The sequence below is a fragment of the Pantoea rwandensis genome (assembly GCF_002095475.1).
In the GTDB taxonomy this organism is placed as follows: domain Bacteria; phylum Pseudomonadota; class Gammaproteobacteria; order Enterobacterales; family Enterobacteriaceae; genus Pantoea; species Pantoea rwandensis.
In genome coordinates this window covers 97,288-115,778 of the sequence record NZ_MLFR01000017.1, presented here as the reverse complement: position 1 = coordinate 115,778, position 18,491 = coordinate 97,288, and the positions used below count along the sequence as shown (strand labels likewise).

Here is an 18,491-nt window from a genome sequence, read left to right as displayed (position 1 = left end):
ACGGTCGATCGTTAATTTCTCATCGCTGACCAGGGCAATGACGTATTCGTCCAGTAAATCAGCCACTTCACCTCTGACACCACGCCGCCACAGCGCAATTTTAGGTACAGGCTCATCTTTAAATCCTTCAACCAACACCAAATCCAGCTCTGAGCTGTCCATACGCGCGGCCAACTCGGTTAAATCTAACGGCTGGTCCGGGGTTTCGCACATCAATGCCCAACGTTGGTTACTAGCCACAATCACCTGATCTGCACCTGCTTTTCGCAGCAAATAGCTGTCTTTTCCCGGCGTATCGATATCCATTTGATGATGAGTATGTTTGATTAATCCCGTGCGGATCCCACGCGCCTTAAGCAGAGGAATCACCTGCTGCAGCAAGGTGGTTTTACCGGTACCGCTCCACGCGACGATCGCCAGCAATGGCACAACCATCACTGCATCTCCTCATCAACTAAATCGGCTGGGGTATTAATATTGCGAAACGTAGACTCAGGATCTGCGAACATCACCGCATGCCCACCGTGTTCACGTAGAAACTGCATTAAACGTCGTTCGCCACGTAGCAGCCAGACTTCCAGATCCTCGGCCAATGTGCGATGAACTAACGCCAATGCAGGATGATCTCGCTGCGTCGAACGCACCCACACGGCGGGCGCATCGCCACGCTGCTGCCATAATCGCGCGACAAAATCTTCAGGTAACCACGGCGTATCACAGGCACAAAACGCAACCCACTCAGTGCTACTGTGTTGCAAACCGCTCAGCATGCCAGCCAAGGGACCTGGATAATCAGGCATAGAATCCGTCACAACCTGACAACCGCTAGCCTGATAACGATCAATGTTACGGTTCGCGCTTATCAACACAATATTGACCTGCGGCACCAATCGCTGCAGAACGTGCTGATAAAGCGGTTTGCCATGCAGTTCCAGCAACCCTTTATCCTGGCCTCCCATACGACTGCCTTGCCCACCTGCGAGGATCACGCCGGTAAATGCTGTCACTTTCGTCTCCTTATTCATTCTGGACGATACTTGCATCAGCGCAGCGTACCACCTGCATAAAGGAATCCATGATGAAATATCACCGACTTAATGAACTCCTCGAACTCCTGCAACCAGCATGGCAAAAGGAGTCCGATCTTAACCTGCTGGCATTTTTACAAAAACTGGCGCAGGAATCCGGTTTCAGTGGCCCATTAAGTGAATTAACAGATGATGTATTGATTTACCATCTCAAGATGCGTGATGCCGATGGCCATGCTGAAATTCCCGGACTGAAAAAGGATTATGAAGTGGACTTCAAAACCGCGCTATTACGTGCACGCGGTGTGATTAAGGATGATGAGTAGTGTTATCCTTGCGCATTCCTTGCAACGGTAACACACAGGCAAAATGATGAGCGAAGCCGCCTTTACTTTCCAGACGCTGGACCCTGATGTCATCCTGGATGCACTTTGGGATGCGGGTCTGCGTGTCGAATCTGGCTTAACCGCCCTCAATAGCTACGAAAACCGTGTCTATCAGTTCAGCGATGATGATAAGCGTCGTTATGTGGCCAAGTTTTATCGACCACAGCGTTGGAGTGCGCAGCAAATTATTGAAGAACATCAGTTTACTCATGACTTGCTGACTGATGAGGTCCCAGTAGCTGCGCCAATTGAACTGCAAGGCAGCACGTTAAATCATCATGCCGGATTTATGTTTGCCGTTTTCCCGAGCCTGGGTGGGCGGCAATATGAAACCGATAATGAAGAGCAGATGGAGTGGGTTGGCCGTTTTCTGGGACGCATCCATCAAACGGGTCGTCAGAGTTTGTTTCAAGATCGCCCCACGTTCGGTCTGGAGGAGTATGTGTTTCAACCTCGCCGGGAACTGGAGCAAAGCACACTCGTACCCGGTGCGTTAAAAGACGCATTATTGAATGCTGTCGATAAGCTCAGTGGCACATTACAGCAATGCTGGCATAGTCGATGGCAGCCGCTCAGGCTGCACGGTGACTGTCATCCGGGCAATATTCTGTGGCGAGATGGCCCCATGTTTGTCGATCTTGATGATGCGCGTAACGGTCCGGCGGTACAGGATTTGTGGATGCTGGTGAATGGCGATCGTCAGGAACAACTGATCCAATGGGACATTCTGTTAGAAGCCTACAATGAATTCAGTGACTTCGATTTAAATGAATTGTCACTGATTGAGCCTTTACGCGCTATGCGCATGGTTTATTATTTGGCTTGGGTGGTACGCCGTTGGCAGGATCCCGCTTTTCCACGCGCGTTCCCGTGGATGACCGATGAGGATTTCTGGCGTCGACAAATTGCACTATTTATCGAGCAGGAGAAGCTGTTACACCAACCTCCGTTGCAGCTTAGCCCGCAATTTTAATGATGTACTCAGGAGATTTTTTCACGATGAAAAAGATTATGTTTGCGCTGGTAGGATTAATGCTGGCATTTGGCGCTTCAGCGGCACAATTTGATGACGGCAAACAATACGTCACGTTGCCTAAGCCCGTTGCCGGTGAGCCACAGGTGCTGGAGTTTTTCTCCTTCTTCTGTCCGCACTGCTACCAGTTCGAACGTGTTTATCACGTGAGCGATGCAGTGAAAAAGAACCTGCCAGCGGATACCAAAGTGACTAAGTACCACGTTGACTTCCTCGGTGGTGACTTCGGTCCGGTAGTGACTCAGGCATGGGCCGTGGCTATTGCGCTCGGTGTTGAAAGCAAAGTGACTACAACGATTTTCGATGGCATCCAGAAAACCCAAACCATCACTGATGCTGCAAGCCTGAAAGCGGCCTTCATCCAGGCTGCGGGCATCTCTTCCGAAGATTATGATGCGGCATGGAATAGCTTCGCGGTGAAAGCCCTGGTCGCACAGCAGCAGAAAGCGGCTTCAGATCTGAATCTGCAAGGCGTGCCAGCGATCTTCGTTAACGGCAAATATATGGTGAACAATGGTGGTCTGGATACCAGCTCCATGGACAATTTCGTTGCCGATTATGCCAACGTAGTGAAATTCCTGGTTGAGAAGAAATAATTCAGCTCAATTAAACGCCGACAATGTCGGCGTTTTTTATTGCATTTATCTTGTCGTGTAAATGATATTCCTGTACAGCCTCTGCTTAATATCCACATGGACGATCCCCTTTTCAAAAAGCAGTGATGTATCACGGTAAGTTCATATCCCATTGAATAATTGATGTTTTTATCAGTAAAATGATTGCAATTAACGTAAATAACAATACGTTATGATTTTTACGCACAAACTTATCCACAATCTGATCCCTGCGATCCGCGCCGCGTAACAGCGAAAAAGATCCTCACTTCCCCGTACGGATTCAACATTCTTCTCCGGATGTGGCATCCTTATACCCCTGATTATCGCAACGAAGAAAATACGAACCTATGGCGCAAATTGCAGAAAATCCCCTGATTCTGGTAGACGGATCCTCCTATCTCTACCGGGCGTATCATGCCTTTCCGCCGCTGACGAACAGTGCTGGCGAGCCAACAGGCGCCATGTATGGTGTGCTCAACATGCTGAAGAGCTTGTTGATGCAGTATCAGCCAAGCCATGTGGCTGTGGTCTTCGATGCAAAAGGAAAAACCTTCAGGGACGAGTTATTCGAGCATTACAAGTCCCATCGCCCACCCATGCCTGATGATCTGCGTGCGCAGATTGAACCCTTGCATGAGATGGTAAAAGCGATGGGGCTGCCATTATTAGCAGTCACCGGCGTTGAAGCGGATGACGTTATTGGCACGCTGGCGCTGGAAGCTGAGAAACAGGGTCGAGCGGTCCTGATCAGCACCGGTGATAAAGACATGGCACAGTTGGTCACGCCAGGTATTACGCTGATCAACACCATGACCAATACGGTCCTAGGCCCAGAAGAGGTTGAGCAGAAGTATGGCGTGCCTCCTTCACTGATTATTGATTTCCTCGCCATGATGGGCGATAGCTCGGATAACATCCCTGGCGTACCAGGCGTGGGAGAGAAAACCGCGCAGGCCCTGTTGCAGGGCTTGGGCGGCATGCAGTCGATCTACGATAACTTGGAAAAAGTCGCTGACCTCTCGTTCCGTGGCGCGAAAACCATGGCAGCGAAGCTGGAGCAAAATCGCGACGTGGCATTCCTGTCCTATCAACTTGCGACCATTAAAACTGACGTTGAACTGGAACTGGGTTGTGAGCAACTCACCGTCAACGAGCCGGACGTTGAAAAACTGCAAAATCTCTTCGGCCGCTATGAATTTAAACGTTGGATCAGCGATTTACAGGACGGTACTTGGCTGCAAGGCAAAAAGAGCAACGCGCAGGCACAGAAATCGTTGGCTACTGAACCTGCGGTTGAGGCTGTTGAAACAGCCAGCGTGCTGTCATCAGACGGTTACGTCACCATTCTTGACGAGGCAACCTTTAGCGAATGGCTGCAGAAGCTAAAAAAAGCCGAGCTGTTTGCCTTCGATCTCGAAACGGATTCTCTGGATTCGTGGAGTGCGCAAATTATTGGTCTTTCCTTTGCCACCGCACCGGGTGAGGCAGCTTATCTTCCAGTGGGGCATGACTATCTTGATGCGCCAGACCAGTTAGATCGCAATGAGGTATTAAAACAGCTCAAACCGCTACTGGAAGATGCCAAAGCGGCAAAAGTCGGGCAAAACCTCAAATACGACCGTGGCGTGCTGAAGAACTACGATATTGAGTTGAACGGCATAAAATTCGACACCATGTTGGAATCATACTGCCTAAATAGCGTCGGCGGTAAGCATGATATGGATAGCCTCGCAGCGCGCTGGCTCAACCATAAAACGGTCACTTTCGAAGAGATCGCGGGTAAAGGTAAAAATCAGCTGACCTTCAACCAGATTGCTATTGAGCAGGCCGCTCACTACGCCGCAGAAGATGCTGATGTCACGCTGCAGCTACATCTGCAAATGTGGCCAAAACTGGAACAAGAAGCGGGTCCGAAGCAGGTCTTCACTGACATTGAGATTCCACTGGTCACAGTCATTTCACGCGTTGAGCGCAATGGCGTGTTGATAGATAAAAATATCCTGGCGAAGCACTCACAGGAGCTCACGACTCGCCTGGCTGAGCTTGAGCTGAAAGCACACGAGTTAGCGGGTGAACCCTTTAACCTCTCGTCTACTAAACAGCTACAAACCATTCTGTTTGAAAAGCAGGGGATTAAGCCCACTAAAAAAACGCCAGGCGGTGCACCGTCTACCAGTGAAGAAGTGCTGGCTGAGCTGGCACTCGACTATCCACTGCCAAAAGTCATTCTGGAGCATCGCGGTCTGTCGAAGCTGAAATCGACGTATACCGATAAACTGCCATTGATGATCAATCCGATCACGGGCCGTGTGCACACATCTTATCATCAGGCCGTGACGGCAACCGGGCGCCTTTCGTCCACCGATCCGAACTTGCAAAATATTCCGGTACGTAATGATGAAGGGCGCCGTATTCGTCAGGCGTTTATTGCGGGTGCGGATAAGCGCATTGTTGCTGCTGACTACTCGCAAATTGAATTGCGTATCATGGCGCACCTGTCGCAGGACAAAGGTTTGTTAGACGCCTTTGCTCAGGGTGAAGATATTCACCGCGCGACGGCGTCTGAAGTCTTTGGTGTCGCGCTGAGCAACGTTTCAAGCGAGCAGCGCCGCAGCGCCAAGGCCATTAACTTCGGCTTGATTTACGGGATGAGTGCGTTTGGTTTGTCGCGCCAGTTGAATATCGGTGCGGGAGAAGCGAAAAAGTATATGGATCTCTACTTTGAACGCTATCCGGGTGTGTTGCGTTATATGGAAGAGACTCGTGCACAGGCTGCTGAGAAGGGTTACGTCGAGACACTGGATGGCCGTCGTTTGTGGTTGCCAGACATCAATTCCAGCAATGCCATTCGTCGTAAAGCGGCTGAGCGCGCGGCGATCAATGCCCCAATGCAAGGCACTGCGGCAGACATTATCAAACGTGCCATGATCGCGGTAGATGGCTGGTTACTGCAACAGCAAGACGATGCGGTGAAGATGATCATGCAGGTACACGATGAATTGGTGTTTGAGATTCACAATGATGCAGTCGAGAGCGCCAGTGCCAAGATCCGCCAATTGATGGAAAGCAGTATGGAGTTAGATGTACCGCTGCAGGTTGAAGTTGGTATGGGTGATAACTGGGATCAGGCACATTGATAAGGCCCTATCGGCGGCTTATTAATGTCGCCGATATCGTCATAAGAAAAAAGTTTACTTAATCGGTTCAGCAACCTGTTAAAGCCGCTGGTTAAATACGCGTTTTGTAACTCTCTATAGCCTAAGCATTTTTTTAGTAATTAAACTACATGCCATAAGTCAAAGTGTGACGTACTTGGTAAAAAAGATGTCGTTTCCTGAAACTTAACAACAAAAAACCCTTTGTCGGTCAGGAAAAATCAGGTAAAGTTCATCGCGTAGGGTACAGAGGTAAGATGTTCTATCTTTCAGACCTTTTACTTCACGTAATCGGATTTGGCTGAATATTTAGCCGCCCCAGTCATTTATGACTGGGGCGTTTTTTATTGGGCTTTTTCTGAAAAAGCGGGGTGAAAACCCGCTTTTGACATCACGAAGATGGCGTTTCTTCCTCACCTTCCTGCGCCGGTTCCAGCTCACTGAACCAGCTGTCGAGTTTCTGGCGAACGATATCAACACCAATCTTCTTAAGTGACGAGAACATCTCTACCTGCACATCGCCCACAAAACCCAGAGCCGCTTCACGCACCAGTTTGAGCTGCGCTTTACGTGCACCCGAAGCCAACTTATCTGCTTTCGTTAACAGCACTAAAACCGGAATACCGCTCTGAACTGCCCACTCAATCATGTTTTGATCGAGATCTTTCAGTGGATGGCGGATATCCATCAGTACCACCAGGCCTTTCAATGCCTGACGCTTCTGCAAATATTCAGACAGTGCACGCTGCCATTTGCGCTTCATCTCTTCAGGAACTTCGGCGTAACCATAGCCTGGTAAATCGACCAGGGTTTTCCCTTCGACGACTTGAAACAGGTTGATGAGCTGAGTACGGCCTGGCGTTTTACTGGTACGTGCAAGGCTTTTCTGGTTGGTGATGGTATTCAACGCGCTGGATTTGCCTGCGTTAGAGCGCCCGGCAAAGGCGACTTCAATGCCCACATCCGCCGGTAAATGGCGAATATCTGGGGCGCTGAGCACGAAATGGGTCATGTGATAATTTAAAGCAGACAAAGTAGAACTCCAGCAGAGTGATTCGGTCAATTGAGCTGATTATACCTGTTATGGCGCAAAAGTGCCCGATGGCGTCTTAACGCGCTATTTTGTAAGAGATCGACGATTTCTACTGCCAGCCATTACCGTTTAATACAATGTTCATTTTGTCTTTTATTATTAAATTTCAATAAATTAATCAAAAATTGAAAAATACCATTCTACATTAGAGGCAAGTCCCACTTGTTCATTTTACTGGTTGGTCTACATTTGGTGTCAGTGCACGGCGGCACCCATCAGGATGATGCGCTCAGGAGCGTCGAGGATGACCAAGAGCATGGCAGGATACGATTCAGGCAAGAGTCGGAAAGGGATAAGGAGACATCGCAGGAGCGATTGGGCGAAGGAGCAACCGGGACGTTGTGAGCCGTAAAGGATTTATAACGTAATTCCTTCATAAGAAGGTGCGAAATAAGGCGATAGCATAGGCTGTCGCCTTTTTTCTTTGCCCGCTTTCTGCTAGATTTCGCCGCAATTCTATACTGAATTCATTTAGCATCACTGAGACCGGACACCATGAAGCAACCTGCACCAGCCCAGCGTGGCAAACCTGCTGCTAAAGCCAAACGCAAATCGCGTGAAGACCTGAACTTGGAAGCACGCGATCGTAAACGCGATCAAAAGCACAGCGGCCACAAAGCGGGCAGCCGCGCGAACCCAGAAGCGCAAGCCGCGCAGAAAGGACAAGGTAAAAAAAGCCAGGACCCACGAGTAGGCAGCAAAAAGCCGATTGCGCTGGTAGCCGATGGCAAAACCCAGCCTGAGAAGAAACCAGCGGCCAAAGCTAAGCCGAAAGCGGAAAAAGTTCGCTTAAGCCCTCAGGAAGAGCTGGCTCAGCTGGAAAATGACGAGCGTCTTGATACGCTGCTGGATCGCCTGGAAAACGGCGAGACGTTGAGCGGTGAAGATCAAGCCTGGCTGGATCAAACGCTGGATCGCATCGACGAGCTGATGGAAACCCTTGGTATCGCGCTGGATGACGAAGCTGAAGATGAGCAGGCTGAAGAAGATATGATGCGTCTGCTGAAAGGCAACTAAACGTCTATTTTGATCGGCATGTGCTTTTGCGCATGCCGCGCTAAACAGGTATTTGCCTATGCTTTGGCCTGGATCAATTTTAGCGCTGCTACTGACATGTTATCTCCTGTGGTTATTGTTTAAACTACGTCGCCTGTCGCGTCTGAAGTCGCGTTTACGCCGGCGTACGGCACATCGCTTCATCCACTCTTCTGCTACGCGACCCTCTCTCAGACGACGTCACCCTAAGGAGTGAGCATGTCATCGCAGCAGATTGAATGGGATCAGCCGCTCGTTGAAAAATACAATTATGCGGGCCCGCGTTACACCTCGTATCCTACCGCGCTGGAGTTCGATGAGAACTTTGGCGAGGCCGATTTTCGCACTGCGGTTGAACGCTATCCTGAACGTTCCCTGTCGCTCTATGTGCACATTCCCTTCTGCCATCGCCTGTGCTACTTCTGCGGCTGCAATAAGATTGTGACGCGCCAGCTCCACAAAGCCGATCGCTATCTTGATGTGCTGGAGCAGGAGATCCGCCAGCGGGCGTCCCAATTTGCGGGTCGCCGCGTGACGCAGCTGCATTGGGGCGGGGGTACGCCAACATTTCTGAATCCCATTCAGATCAGTCGGCTGGTGGCGCTGTTACGCAGCCATTTTGCGATCACTGACGATGTTGAAATGTCGATCGAGGTTGATCCTCGTGAAATTGAGCTGGAGATGATCGATCATCTTCGCGCTGAAGGTTTTAATCGTCTCAGCATGGGCGTGCAGGACTTTAACAAAGCCGTACAGGAACGCGTCAATCGCGTGCAGGACGAAGATACCATCTTCGCACTGATGCAGCGGGCACGTGCCCAAGGGTTCCGCTCCATAAGCCTTGATCTGATCTACGGCCTGCCCTTGCAAACGCCAGAAAGCTTTGCCTTCACCTTACAGAGGGTGATTGCACTGAATCCCGATCGCCTTAGCGTATTCAACTACGCGCACATGCCCACGCTGTTCGCGGCACAACGTAAGATCAAAGATGACGAGTTGCCGAATGCGGCACAGAAACTGCTCATCCTGCAACAAACCATCGCAACGTTAACTGGCGCAGGCTACCAGTTCATTGGCATGGATCACTTCGCCAAGCCACAGGATGAGTTAGCAGTGGCGCAGCGTGAGGGCGTACTGCATCGTAACTTCCAGGGCTACACCACGCAGGGAGAGAGCGATCTGCTCGGTTTTGGTGTATCAGCCATTAGCATGTTGGGTGATAGCTATGCGCAGAATCAGAAAGACTTGAAGGCGTATTACGGTGATGTTGAGCAGCGCGGTAATGCGTTATGGCGTGGCCTCACGTTAAGTGAGGATGACTGCCTGCGTCGCGATGTGATTAAGGCGCTAATTTGTCATTTCTCACTGGATTTTTCGGCTATCGAGGCCCGATGGCCAGTGAACTTTGAGGCCTATTTTTCAGAGGATTTGGCGCTCTTAGCGCCGCTGATCTCAGATGGTTTGCTTGAGCAGCGAGGCCGAAGTTTGCAGGTGACGGGTGTCGGGCGCTTGCTGATCCGCAATATCTGTATGTGCTTCGATCGCTATCTGCGCCAGAAGGTCCGGCAGCAGCAGTTCTCCCGAGTGATATAAGAAGGGGAGCATTCGCTCCCCATTATTCACTTATTCCATACCAAGCTCTTTCAATTTACGCGTCAGGGTATTGCGGCCCCAGCCGAGCAAACGTGCTGCTTCTTGCTTGTGCCCCTGAGTATGGCGCAGTGCGGTCGTCAGTAGCGTGCGCTCCATTTCGGGCTGAGCTTCAGAAAGCAGGTTTTGATGACCGGAACGCAGCGCGCGGTCCGCCCATTGCGCCAGCAGCGTGGCCCAGCTATCCGGCAGCGATTGAACGGGATTGTCAGTGGTGCTGGTTTCAAACAGCTCCGGCGGCAGATCTTGTATCAATACTTCCTGGCCCGCAGCCATCACCGTTAGCCAGCGGCAGGTGTTTTCCAACTGGCGCACGTTACCGGACCAATGCAGGCGCGTTAGCGCGGTTTCGGCTTCCGGATGCAAAATCTTCGCTTCAACACCCAGTTCACGCGCTGCCACTTGCAGGAAGTAGCGTGCCAAACGTGGAATGTCTTCACGACGTTCGCGCAACGGCGGCAGATGCACACGAATCACGTTCAGGCGGTGGAATAAATCCTCACGGAATTTACCTTCCTGTACGCGTAGCTCAAGGTTTTGGTGAGTTGCAGCGATGATTCGCACATCCACTTTCACCGGTGCATAACCGCCCACACGATAAAATTGACCATCGGCCAACACACGCAATAAGCGGGTTTGCACGTCGAGTGGCATATCACCAATCTCGTCGAGGAACAGCGTGCCGCCATCAGCTTGCTCAAAGCGACCCTGACGAATCTGATTTGCCCCGGTAAAGGCACCTTTTTCGTGCCCGAACAGTTCAGACTCGATCAGGTCTTTCGGGATCGCCGCCATATTCAACGCGATAAAGGGTGATTTGGCGCGCGGACTGTGGCGGTGCAGCGCGTGCGCCACCAGCTCTTTACCCGTGCCGGATTCACCGTTAATCAACACGCTAATCGATGAACGTGACAAACGGCCAATGATACGGAACACATCCTGCATCGCTGGCGCTTCACCAATGATGTCGGTGGTGGGGCCGCTGACCGGCTGATTGCGCGGTTGCTGCTGTTCCTGGTAGTGGCTGATCGCGCGATCGACCAGTGCCACCGCTTCGTCAATATCAAACGGCTTTGGCAGATAATCAAACGCACCTTGCTGATAGGCACTCACCGCGGCATCTAAATCCGAGTGCGCGGTCATGATTATCACCGGCAGCATCGGATGACGCTGTTTAATCTGTTTCAGCAGCGCCAGTCCATCCATGCCCGGCATGCGAATATCTGATAACAATACATCTGGGGTCTTGCTTGAGAGTGCATCCAGCACCTCATTCGCACTGTCAAATGTTGCGCAGCTCAAACCGGCTCCAGTGAGCGCACGTTCAAGCACCCAGCGGATGGAGCTATCGTCATCGACGATCCAGACTATCCCTCGTTGCATAGAAACCTCACTGGCGAATAGGCAGGTAAACCGAGAATTCGGTGTGTCCTGGCCAACTGTTAAATTCTATTTTTCCCGAATGCTGATCGATCAGACTGCGGGCGATAGAAAGACCTAAACCGGTACCACCTTCGCGTCCGCTGACCATCGGATAGAACAGCGTGTCTTGTAACTGGGCTGGAATGCCCGGGCCGTCATCTTCAATATCAATGCGAGCGACCAGGCGATAGCGCGTACCGTGCAGCGTGAGCTGAAAGGCAGTGCGTGTGCGGATCACGATAGTGCCGCCTTCGTCTCCCAGCGCCTGCAGCGCATTGCGTACTACGTTGAGCAGCACCTGTTCAATCTGGTCAGGATCGTGTGGCAACTCCGGCAGGCTTGGGTCGTAATCACGCACCAGCGAGACATTATCCGGTAATTCCATCGAGACCAGATTGACGACACGCTCGGCCACCTGATGAATGCTTTGTGTGACATGCATACCCGGCTGTTGTGGTCCGAGTAGGCGATCAACCAGATTGCGCAGGCGGTCAGCCTGTTCAATGATGATTCGGGTGTATTCATGCAGCGACGGGTCGGGCAGGGCTCGGGTCAGTAACTGTGCCGCGCCACGTAATCCCCCAAGCGGGTTTTTAATTTCATGTGCCAGTCCGCGTACTAAATCTCGGGCGGCGACCTGCTGTGCATGTTGCAGTTGTTCCTGGCTCAGGCGACGCTGGTTATCCATCGGCGCCATTTCCAGCAAAATAAGGCCATCGGGCAGACGTTGCGCCGTCAACGACATAATATGTGCACGACCATCAACGACTAAAGTCACTTCGCTGTCGGTAAAGCCCTGGCCGGCTCCAAGACTCTCGCTCATGACCTCAATATTCAGCGAAAAATAACCCGTTAATTCCGGTAATGGCGTGCCGAATAATTTTCGTGAGCTTTGCGCCAGTAATTGCTGTGCAGCCGGATTGGCATAATGGATAACCAGATCGTTATCGACCAGCAAAATACTGTTGATTAGAGAGTTGAGAATCTGCCCCGCATCGGGCAGCGTGCCAGTTGCCATACAGCGTTCCTCTGCACCAAGTTAGTGCATTATAGCCTTTATAGGCGGAAATCTGTCGTTCAAACGGTGTTTGCGCGGAGAAAAAAGCCCATCCGAAGATGGGCCAAAGTTTCCACGGCAATATAAAATCTTCGGCGACTTTTGCACCCCAGATGCGTTGGCTGCTTTCGTTCACCCGAGTCACTGAGTTATTTCAGCTCCTCGGGATTCACTCGATTGCCGCCTTGCTGCGATACAAAATTCGCGAATATTTAGTGCTAATTAAACGCTGTAGTACATTTCGAACTCAACAGGGTGCGGAGTCATGCGCACGCGGTCAACGTCTGGCTTAAGCAGTTCGATGTACGCGTCGATAGCGTCATCAGTGAACACGCCGCCACGGGTCAGGAACTCGCGGTCTTCGTTCAGTGCGTTCAGTGCTTCTTCCAGAGAGCCTGCAACTTTTGGAATCTCAGCTTCTTCTTCCGGAGGCAGGTCATACAGGTTTTTGTCCATCGCATCGCCAGGGTGGATCTTGTTGATGATGCCATCAAGACCAGCCATCAGCAGCGCGGTGAATGCCAGGTACGGGTTAGCCGCTGGATCCGGGAAGCGCGCTTCAATACGACGTGCTTTCGGGCTGGCAACTACTGGGATACGGATAGAAGCTGAACGGTTACGTGCTGAGTAAGCCAGCATGACCGGTGCTTCGTAGCCTGGGACCAGACGCTTGTAAGAGTTGGTGGTTGGGTTCGCCAGGGCATTGATCGCTTTAGCGTGCTTGATAACACCACCGATGTAGAACAGCGCAGCTTCAGACAGACCGCCGTATTTATCACCTGCGAACAGGTTCACGCCGCCTTTTGACAGGGACATGTGGCAGTGCATACCAGAACCGTTATCGCCGAACATTGGCTTAGGCATGAAGGTCGCAGTTTTGTTGTACGCGTGAGCAACGTTATGCACCACGTATTTGTAGATCTGAATTTCGTCTGCTTTTTTGGTCATGGTGTTGAAGCGGGTTGCCACTTCGTTCTGACCAGCAGTTGCCACTTCGTGGTGATGGGCTTCAACAACCAGACCCATCTGCTCCATGGTCAGACACATAGCAGAACGGATGTCCTGAGCTGAGTCGACTGGTGGAACTGGGAAGTAACCGCCTTTCAGCGCTGGACGGTGACCTTTGTTACCGCCTTCGTATTGTTTACCGGTGTTCCAGCACGCTTCGATATCATCGATAGCAACGTGTGAACCTGAAGTAGAAGAACCGAAACGGATGTCGTCGAACAGGAAGAACTCTGGCTCTGGGCCAAACAGCACGGTGTCCGCGATGCCGGATGCCTGCAGGAACTCTTCTGCACGCTTAGCAATGGAGCGTGGGTCACGATCGTAGCCCTGCAGTGTGCCTGGCTCGAGGATATCGCAACGGATGATCAGCGTAGAATCTTCGAAGAATGGATCCATAACAGCTGTAGATGAATCCGGCATCAGCACCATGTCTGATTCGTTAATGCCTTTCCAGCCACCGATGGATGAGCCATCGAACATTTTGCCTTCTTCGAAGAAGTCAGCGTTAACCTGGTGAGCAGGGATAGTAACGTGCTGTTCTTTACCTTTGGTATCGGTAAAACGCAGGTCAACAAACTTAACTTCGTGCTCGTTCATCATCGAGAGGACGTGTTCAGCGGACATACTTAAACTCTCCTGGAAATGGTCATAATCGTCATGGTGAGAGAACTTCGTTGCCTGGAATGCGTCACGCTTACTGACCATCCCTAACCAAGATCTCGGCAAGCTCTTTCAACCGTTGTGTAACTGTCGTTTTCGCTTGAAAGATATAAAGCGAATTCTGTGCCAACTTTATTACAATGGTAAAAATGGCGCTGTGACGCGCTCTTTCGTGAGTCGGTCACTGCACCAGTATGGATGAGGTGCACTAATTTGGTGCCTCATGGTTCAAATATCGCCCCAAAAAGGTGCAAAACACCATCGCAGTGCAGATTAATGCACCGTTATTGGTGCTAAAAAACAGCACTATGAGAAACTTTAAGGGAATACTGTGATCATGTTCAGTCTTTCGCTTAATCCGTGTACAATACCGCGTTATTTCTATAATGCCTGAGGCAAAGCTGTGATCGAAAATTTGCGTAACATCGCCATCATCGCGCACGTTGACCATGGTAAGACCACCCTGGTTGACAAGCTGCTGCAACAGTCCGGTACTTTTGATGCTCGTACCGAAGCGACTGAGCGCGTAATGGACTCCAACGATTTGGAGAAAGAGCGTGGGATTACCATCCTCGCAAAAAACACCGCCATCAAATGGAACGACTACCGTATCAACATCGTTGATACCCCAGGACACGCCGACTTCGGTGGTGAAGTGGAACGTGTCATGTCCATGGTGGATTCGGTGCTGCTGGTTGTAGATGCGATGGATGGCCCTATGCCGCAAACCCGCTTCGTAACCAAGAAAGCGTTTGCTCATGGTTTGAAGCCGATTGTAGTTATCAACAAAGTTGACCGTCCGGGCGCGCGTCCTGATTGGGTTGTTGATCAGGTATTCGACCTGTTCGTAAATCTGGATGCGACTGACGAGCAGCTGGACTTCCCGATCATCTTCGCTTCTGCGTTGAATGGTATCGCGGGTCTGGAACACACCGACATGGCTGACGACATGACCCCGCTGTATCAGGCGATCGTCGACCACGTTTCTCCACCTCAGGTTGAAGTTGAAGCACCACTGCAGATGCAAATCTCGCAGCTGGACTACAACAACTACCTGGGCGTGATCGGCATCGGCCGCATCAAACGCGGTACTGTGAAGCCGAACCAGCAGGTCACTATCATTGATAGCGAAGGCAAAACCCGTAACGGTAAAGTCGGTAAAGTACTGGGCCACCTCGGTCTGGAGCGTATCGAAAGCACCTTGGCGGAAGCAGGCGACATCATTGCAATCACCGGTCTGGGCGAGCTGAACATCTCTGACACCATCTGCGATACGCAGAAAGTGGAAGCGCTGCCAGCCCTGAGCGTTGATGAGCCAACCGTAACCATGTTCTTCAACGTCAACACCTCACCTTTCTGCGGTAAAGAAGGTAAGTTTGTGACCTCGCGCCAGATCCTGGAGCGTCTGAACAAAGAACTGGTTCACAACGTTGCTCTGCGCGTTGAAGAGACTGAAGATTCTGACGCCTTCCGCGTTTCCGGTCGTGGTGAGCTGCACTTGTCAGTTCTGATCGAAAACATGCGTCGTGAAGGTTTCGAGCTGGCGGTATCCCGTCCGAAAGTAATCTTCCGCGAATTCGAAGGCCGTAAGCAAGAGCCATTCGAAAACGTTACCCTCGACATCGAAGAAACCCATCAGGGTTCTGTGATGCAAGCGATGGGTGAGCGTAAAGGCGACCTGAAAAACATGGATCCAGATGGCAAAGGCCGTGTACGTCTCGACTACATGATCCCAAGCCGTGGTCTGATTGGCTTCCGTAACGAATTCATGACCATGACTTCAGGTACCGGTCTGCTGTACTCCACCTTCAGCCACTATGACGACGTTCGTCAGGGCGAAGTGGGCCAGCGTCAGAACGGCGTACTGATCTCAAACGGTCAGGGTAAAGCCGTTGCGTTTGCGCTGTTCAGCCTGCAGGATCGCGGTAAGCTATTCCTCGGTCACGGTGCGGAAGTGTATGAAGGCCAGATCATCGGTATTCACAGCCGTTCTAACGACCTGACGGTTAACTGCCTGACCGGTAAGAAACTGACCAACATGCGTGCGTCAGGTACTGATGAAGCGACGACTCTGGTTCCACCACAGAAAATGACGCTGGAGCAGGCTATCGAGTTCATCGATGATGACGAACTGGTAGAAGTGACTCCGCTGTCAGTACGTATTCGTAAACGTCACCTGACCGAGAACGACCGTAAACGTTCTTCTCGCGGCAGCAAAGACTAAGCGAAACAGTCTGATATTTAAGCCCCGCACTGCGGGGCTTTTTTGTGCCTGTAACCCGCTGCAATGCTCACTTCGCGAACCTTGGCCCCGCTTCCAGATCGCTTATTTCCTCCTCATCGTACCTGTTCAGCACTCTCTTTTACCGCTAAAGTGAATGATCCAGGGAACATAAAGGAGAGGCGTCATGCTGTACATTTTTGATTTAGGCAATGTGATTGTTGATATCGATTTTAATCGTGTGCTCGGCGTCTGGAGTGACCTGGGACGTGTGCCCTTGGCGACGTTGCAGAGCCGCTTCCATATGGATGAAGCGTTCGAGAAACACGAGCGAGGTGAAATCAGCGATCCTGAGTTTGCGGCACGTATTTGTGACCAACTGGATATTGCATTGAGCTATCCGCAGTTTACTGCGGGCTGGCAGGCGGTGTTTGTTGGTGTGCGTCCAGAAACGCTGGCCATCATGCACAAACTGCGTGCCAACGGCGAGCGCGTGGTGATCCTGTCAAATACCAACCAGCTGCATTTCGAGTTCTGGCCAACACAATATCCGGAAGTTCAGCAGGCCGCTGACCGCGTCTACATGTCGCAGGATATGGGGATGCGCAAACCTGAGGCGCGTATCTATCAATCCGTGTTGGAGCAGGAGGGTTACACGGCCACTCAGGCAGTGTTCTTTGATGATAACCGGGCAAATATTGATGCTGCGCGCGCGCTCGGCATAGAGAGTGTGCTGGTGGAAAGTGATAAAACCGTGCCAGATTGGTTTGCGAGCCGTCTCTGAGTGGTAACGCGTAACCATCTGCGCCATTCCGCGCACGCGTTTTTTCTGTGGGTAAAGCTACTGTGGCGACGCGTAGATGAAGACAACATGACGACGCAGGCCGGGAATCTGGCCTATGTCTCATTGTTGGCGCTGGTGCCGCTAATTGCCGTGGTCTTTGCCCTTTTCGCCGCTTTTCCGATGTTTTCTGAAATCAGCGTCCAACTTAAGCACTTCATCTTCAGCAACTTTATGCCGGCAGCGGGTGACGTTATTCAACGTTATCTCGATCAGTTTGTCGCCAACGTCAATAAGATGACGGCGGTTGGCATTGTGGGATTGATTGTCACCGCGCTTCTGCTGATGCATTCAGTGGACAGTGCACTCAATGCCATCTGGCGTAGTGATAAGCCGCGCCCAATGGTCTACTCCTTTGCTGTTTACTGGATGATCCTGACGTTAGGCCCGTTGCTGGCCGGCGCGAGTTTGGCAATCAGCTCTTACTTGCTATCCCTGCGCTGGATTAATGTGACCGGCGTGACCAGCTTAATCGATCAGGCATTGCGTGTTTTCCCTCTACTGCTGGCTATCCTCGCTTTTTGGCTTTTATACAGCATTGTGCCGACACGACGTGTGCCCACGCGTGATGCGTTGGTTGGCGCGATTGTCGCGGGTTTACTGTTCGAGCTGGGCAAAAAAGGGTTTGCGCTCTATGTTACGATGTTCCCTTCGTATCAGTTAATTTACGGCGTACTGGCAGTAATCCCAATACTGTTTCTGTGGGTTTACTGGACCTGGTGTATTGTGTTGTTAGGGGCGGAAATTACCGTCACATTGGACGACTATCGCCAGCTAAAACAGCAGGAACGCGAAAAAGAACGAGAGGATGCATGATTGCTTTGATTCAGCGCGTCAGTCGCGCCAGTGTCAGCGTCGATGACGTGACGGTGGGTGAAATTGGTGCGGGTTTGCTGGTGTTATTAGGAGTTGAGAAGGGCGATGACGAGCAGAAGGCGCAGCGCTTATCGGAGCGCGTGCTGGGCTATCGCATCTTCGGTGATGAGAACGACAAAATGAATTTGAACGTGCAGCAGGCGGGCGGCAGCGTGCTGGCAGTGTCACAATTCACGCTGGCCGCGGACACACAAAAAGGTATGCGCCCTTCTTTTTCTGGCGGTGCCGAGCCGGCTGAAGCCGAACGTCTTTATCACTATTTCAGCGATCGCTGCCGGGCACAGGGTGTGAACACGGCAAACGGTCGCTTTGCTGCCAATATGCAGGTCTCGCTGGTTAATGACGGCCCAGTAACCTTCTGGTTGCAGGTGTGAGGTTTTTAGCCGAGCGGACAGGGATCAGCCACGCA

17 protein-coding genes are annotated in these 18,491 nt (G+C 51.4%); 11 read left to right on the top strand and 6 right to left on the bottom strand.

The window, feature by feature from the left end:
• Positions 1–435, bottom strand: a 435-nt coding sequence (gene mobB, locus HA51_RS16530) for a molybdopterin-guanine dinucleotide biosynthesis protein MobB (RefSeq protein ID WP_084935707.1), incomplete at its 3' end; no start/stop codon positions are given.
• A complete protein-coding gene (gene mobA, locus HA51_RS16525; protein WP_211282957.1) occupies positions 435–1,007 on the bottom strand; it encodes a molybdenum cofactor guanylyltransferase MobA in 573 nt (190 codons plus the stop codon). The genes mobA and mobB, both read right to left, overlap by 1 nt.
• A 71-nt stretch (positions 1,008–1,078) precedes the next feature.
• Between mobA and HA51_RS16520 the strand changes: the two genes are divergently transcribed.
• The 5 genes from HA51_RS16520 (at position 1,079) to spfP (ending at position 6,524) form a co-directional block, all read left to right on the top strand.
• Complete coding sequence (locus HA51_RS16520) at positions 1,079–1,354, top strand: YihD family protein (protein WP_084935705.1); 276 nt, start codon at positions 1,079–1,081, stop codon at positions 1,352–1,354.
• Between the two features lie 46 nt (positions 1,355–1,400).
• Positions 1,401–2,387 carry a serine/threonine protein kinase gene (locus tag HA51_RS16515; RefSeq protein ID WP_084935704.1) on the top strand — a complete coding sequence of 329 codons (987 nt, stop codon included), beginning with the start codon at positions 1,401–1,403 and terminating at the stop codon, positions 2,385–2,387.
• A 26-nt stretch (positions 2,388–2,413) separates the two neighbouring features.
• Complete coding sequence (dsbA, locus tag HA51_RS16510) at positions 2,414–3,043, top strand: thiol:disulfide interchange protein DsbA (protein WP_084935703.1); 630 nt, start codon at positions 2,414–2,416, stop codon at positions 3,041–3,043.
• A gap of 368 nt (positions 3,044–3,411) precedes the next feature.
• The gene (gene polA, locus HA51_RS16505; protein ID WP_084935702.1) at positions 3,412–6,201 is read left to right on the top strand and encodes a DNA polymerase I; all 2,790 of its coding nucleotides are present in this window, start codon (positions 3,412–3,414) and stop codon (positions 6,199–6,201) included.
• A 275-nt stretch (positions 6,202–6,476) separates the two neighbouring features.
• The gene (spfP, locus tag HA51_RS27845; RefSeq protein ID WP_071892919.1) at positions 6,477–6,524 is read left to right on the top strand and encodes a small protein SpfP; all 48 of its coding nucleotides are present in this window, start codon (positions 6,477–6,479) and stop codon (positions 6,522–6,524) included.
• An 86-nt stretch (positions 6,525–6,610) separates the two neighbouring features.
• On the opposite strand, the gene yihA is transcribed toward spfP, so the two are convergent.
• The gene (yihA, locus tag HA51_RS16500) at positions 6,611–7,252 is read right to left on the bottom strand and encodes a ribosome biogenesis GTP-binding protein YihA/YsxC (protein WP_084935701.1); all 642 of its coding nucleotides are present in this window, start codon (positions 7,250–7,252) and stop codon (positions 6,611–6,613) included.
• Positions 7,253–7,807: 555 nt separating this feature from the next.
• Between yihA and yihI the strand changes: the two genes are divergently transcribed.
• Both yihI and hemN read left to right on the top strand, forming a co-directional pair.
• A complete protein-coding gene (gene yihI, locus HA51_RS16490) occupies positions 7,808–8,329 on the top strand; it encodes a Der GTPase-activating protein YihI (RefSeq protein ID WP_084935699.1) in 522 nt (173 codons plus the stop codon).
• Positions 8,330–8,566: 237 nt separating this feature from the next.
• Positions 8,567–9,940, top strand: a complete 1,374-nt coding sequence (hemN, locus tag HA51_RS16485) for an oxygen-independent coproporphyrinogen III oxidase (RefSeq protein WP_084935698.1) — start codon at positions 8,567–8,569, stop codon at positions 9,938–9,940.
• Between the two features lie 30 nt (positions 9,941–9,970).
• Here the strand turns inward: hemN and glnG are convergent, their stop codons facing one another.
• From glnG to glnA, 3 genes are all read right to left on the bottom strand, one after another.
• Positions 9,971–11,380, bottom strand: coding sequence for a nitrogen regulation protein NR(I) (gene glnG / locus HA51_RS16480; RefSeq protein WP_084935697.1), 1,410 nt, complete (start codon positions 11,378–11,380; stop codon positions 9,971–9,973).
• 7 nt (positions 11,381–11,387) lie between these two features.
• On the bottom strand, positions 11,388–12,437 hold the full coding sequence (glnL, locus tag HA51_RS16475) for a nitrogen regulation protein NR(II) (RefSeq protein ID WP_034823903.1): 1,050 nt from the start codon (positions 12,435–12,437) through the stop codon (positions 11,388–11,390).
• Positions 12,438–12,698: 261 nt separating this feature from the next.
• Positions 12,699–14,108, bottom strand: coding sequence for a glutamate--ammonia ligase (gene glnA, locus HA51_RS16470; RefSeq protein WP_084935696.1), 1,410 nt, complete (start codon positions 14,106–14,108; stop codon positions 12,699–12,701).
• A 439-nt stretch (positions 14,109–14,547) separates the two neighbouring features.
• Between glnA and typA the strand changes: the two genes are divergently transcribed.
• The 4 genes from typA to dtd all read left to right on the top strand — a co-directional run bounded on the left by typA (position 14,548) and on the right by dtd (position 18,456).
• On the top strand, positions 14,548–16,368 hold the full coding sequence (gene typA / locus HA51_RS16465; protein ID WP_084935695.1) for a ribosome-dependent GTPase TypA: 1,821 nt from the start codon (positions 14,548–14,550) through the stop codon (positions 16,366–16,368).
• Positions 16,369–16,552: 184 nt separating this feature from the next.
• Complete coding sequence (gene yihX, locus HA51_RS16460) at positions 16,553–17,149, top strand: glucose-1-phosphatase (protein WP_084935694.1); 597 nt, start codon at positions 16,553–16,555, stop codon at positions 17,147–17,149.
• Positions 17,150–18,022, top strand: coding sequence for a virulence factor BrkB family protein (locus HA51_RS16455; RefSeq protein WP_084935693.1), 873 nt, complete (start codon positions 17,150–17,152; stop codon positions 18,020–18,022).
• Positions 18,019–18,456 carry a D-aminoacyl-tRNA deacylase gene (gene dtd, locus HA51_RS16450; RefSeq protein WP_084935692.1) on the top strand — a complete coding sequence of 146 codons (438 nt, stop codon included), beginning with the start codon at positions 18,019–18,021 and terminating at the stop codon, positions 18,454–18,456. The genes HA51_RS16455 and dtd overlap by 4 nt, the downstream gene beginning before the upstream one ends.
• The last annotated feature ends 35 nt before the right edge of the window (positions 18,457–18,491 follow it).

Coding starts and splice junctions, on each gene's coding strand:
- hemN (WP_084935698.1), top strand. CDS start 8,567: ATGTCATCGCAGCAGATTGAATGGGATCAGCCGCTCGTTGAAAAATAC.
- yihI (WP_084935699.1), top strand. CDS start 7,808: ATGAAGCAACCTGCACCAGCCCAGCGTGGCAAACCTGCTGCTAAAGCC.
- HA51_RS16515 (WP_084935704.1), top strand. CDS start 1,401: ATGAGCGAAGCCGCCTTTACTTTCCAGACGCTGGACCCTGATGTCATC.
- glnA (WP_084935696.1), bottom strand. CDS start 14,108: ATGTCCGCTGAACACGTCCTCTCGATGATGAACGAGCACGAAGTTAAG.
- yihX (WP_084935694.1), top strand. CDS start 16,553: ATGCTGTACATTTTTGATTTAGGCAATGTGATTGTTGATATCGATTTT.
- glnG (WP_084935697.1), bottom strand. CDS start 11,380: ATGCAACGAGGGATAGTCTGGATCGTCGATGACGATAGCTCCATCCGC.
- dtd (WP_084935692.1), top strand. CDS start 18,019: ATGATTGCTTTGATTCAGCGCGTCAGTCGCGCCAGTGTCAGCGTCGAT.
- HA51_RS16520 (WP_084935705.1), top strand. CDS start 1,079: ATGAAATATCACCGACTTAATGAACTCCTCGAACTCCTGCAACCAGCA.
- dsbA (WP_084935703.1), top strand. CDS start 2,414: ATGAAAAAGATTATGTTTGCGCTGGTAGGATTAATGCTGGCATTTGGC.
- polA (WP_084935702.1), top strand. CDS start 3,412: ATGGCGCAAATTGCAGAAAATCCCCTGATTCTGGTAGACGGATCCTCC.
- glnL (WP_034823903.1), bottom strand. CDS start 12,437: ATGGCAACTGGCACGCTGCCCGATGCGGGGCAGATTCTCAACTCTCTA.